Source organism: Clostridium sp. CAG:43, assembly GCF_000434655.1.
In the GTDB taxonomy this organism is placed as follows: domain Bacteria; phylum Bacillota; class Clostridia; order Lachnospirales; family Lachnospiraceae; genus Otoolea; species Otoolea fessa.
Genome location: NZ_FR895089.1, coordinates 13,921 through 16,038 on the forward strand (window position 1 = coordinate 13,921; position 2,118 = coordinate 16,038).

1 protein-coding gene and 1 riboswitch are annotated in these 2,118 nt (G+C 49.3%); the gene reads left to right on the forward strand.

Going from position 1 to position 2,118, the window contains the following annotated elements:
• Positions 1-394: 394 nt before the first annotated feature.
• A complete protein-coding gene (locus QVO97_RS07070; RefSeq protein WP_022359657.1) occupies positions 395-1,792 on the forward strand; it encodes an MATE family efflux transporter in 1,398 nt (465 codons plus the stop codon).
• 77 nt (positions 1,793-1,869) lie between these two features.
• Positions 1,870-1,985: riboswitch (FMN riboswitch) on the forward strand.
• Positions 1,986-2,118: the final 133 nt, after the last annotated feature.

Genomic DNA, 2,118 nt, shown 5'->3' on the forward strand with positions numbered 1-2,118 from the left:
TTTACTGTACAAAAAAGGGGTAATTTTTATCAGGAATATCTCATTGACATTTTGGCGGGCAGACGGTATAAAGGACAGAGGGTAACTGTTCACAGGTAGGAATTTTCTGAACTGAAAATTCCGTACGATACAGTTCTGGCAGCAGATTTTGCCGATTTGGAATGCGTAGCATCGGCAAAATCCCGTTGCTGGGCACACGTGTGTGAACAGTAACGAGAGTTTCACGTCTGCTATAAAATTCTTTACAGACAGAAGAGGGAGTAGACTCTGGCGAAAAAAACACGCATGGAACCAGTTCTGGGAGGAAAAGTTAAGAAAACAGATAACTGTGAAGGTACTGAACAGTTACGTAAACAAAACAGCAGGGCGGGTTTCATACGGAGGTGGGATACATATGAAGATAGAAAATGATTTGGGGCGGGACGATATCCGGCGACTGGTGCTCCGTCTGGCGATTCCTTCGATGCTGGCGCAGTTTATCAATGTGCTCTACAGCGTGGTCGATCGAATCTATATTGGAAATATCCCGGTGATCGGGGAGACGGCGCTTGCGGGCGTCGGCGTCAGCGGACCGATTGTGACGCTGATCTCCGCGTTCGCCTATCTGGTCGGTCTGGGCGGCTCGCCGCTCATGAGCATCCGTATGGGCGAGGGGCAGGATGAGAAAGCGAAAAAGATTCTGGCAAACAGCTTCTGGATGATTGTCGGGCTGTCGGCGGTTCTGACGTTTGTTCTGTTTGTATTTAAACGAGAAATTTTGACGCGGTTTGGTGCGAGTGAGGCGATTCTGCCGTATGCGGAATCGTACTTTACGATCTACCTGCTGGGAACGGTCTTTGCGCTGCTTTCGATCGGAATGAACCAGTTTATTATCTGCCAGGGATTTGCGCGGATCGGAATGATTTCGGTGGCGCTCGGTGCGGTAACGAATATTGTGCTGGATCCAGTGTTTATTTTTGTGTTTGACATGGGCGTGGCGGGGGCGGCGTTTGCCACGGTTCTGTCACAGTTTGCGTCGGCGGTCTTTGTCCTTCGTTTCCTGCGAGGAAATCGCGTGCTTCTGCGGCTTGAATTTGAATGTCCACAGGTGAAGACAGTCTGTAAGATTGCGCTGATGGGACTGTCGCCATTTTTGATTATCGCATTTGACAATGTGCTGATCATTTCGCTCAATACGGTAATTCAGATGTATGGCGGCGCGGAGGCGGACATGCTTTTGACCTGTACGACAATCGTGCAGAGCTTTATGCTGATCGTGACGATGCCGCTCGGAGGCATTACATCGGGAACGGGTGCGATCCTGGGCTTCAATTTCGGCGCGGGACGCCCGGATCGGATCCGGAGCGCACAGAAGTATATCACATTGCTGGCGGTGGTGCAGTGCAGCATCATGTTCCTGTTTTCACGGACGCTGGCGCAGTATTTTGTGTATCTCTTTACGCGCAATGAGTCCTATGTGGAACTGACCGTCTGGGCGATCCGGGTCTACACGATGGGGATTATTCCACTGGCAGTCCAGTATGAGGTCGTAGATGGATTTACCGGAATGGGCGTGCCGTCGGTGGCGATCTCACTGTCAATGTTCCGGAAGCTGCTGTACCTGGTCAGCGTGTTTCTGATTCCGGTGTTTGCGGGAGTTGAAAATGTTTTCTACGCAGAAGTGGTATCGGATTTCGGCGGAACGACGGTGTCGGTGATCGTGTATCTTCTTTTGATTGGGCGCATTATGGGGCGCTGTGTAGAGCGCGCTAAATGGAACGGTAACTCAGATAACACGGTCATCAATCAATAAATGATAAAAATAGTAGATTGACAAACGGATCCTCTGGATCTATAATGCAATACAGATAATGAATGATAACAAAATAACGATATCTTCAGGGCAGGGTGTAATTCCCGACCGGCGGTAAAGTCCGCGAGCGCATGGCGCATGATTTGGTGCAATTCCAAAACCGACCGTATAGTCTGGATGAAAGAAGAGAAAACGTAAATAAAAACGGCGGTGCCGGGAAGCTTCCAGATACACTCCCCCGGATGATGGATATGGCGGATATATACCGCTATGGCAAAAGAGGGAGAAAGTCATCGAGAAAGGATGTATAAAAAATATTTACGATA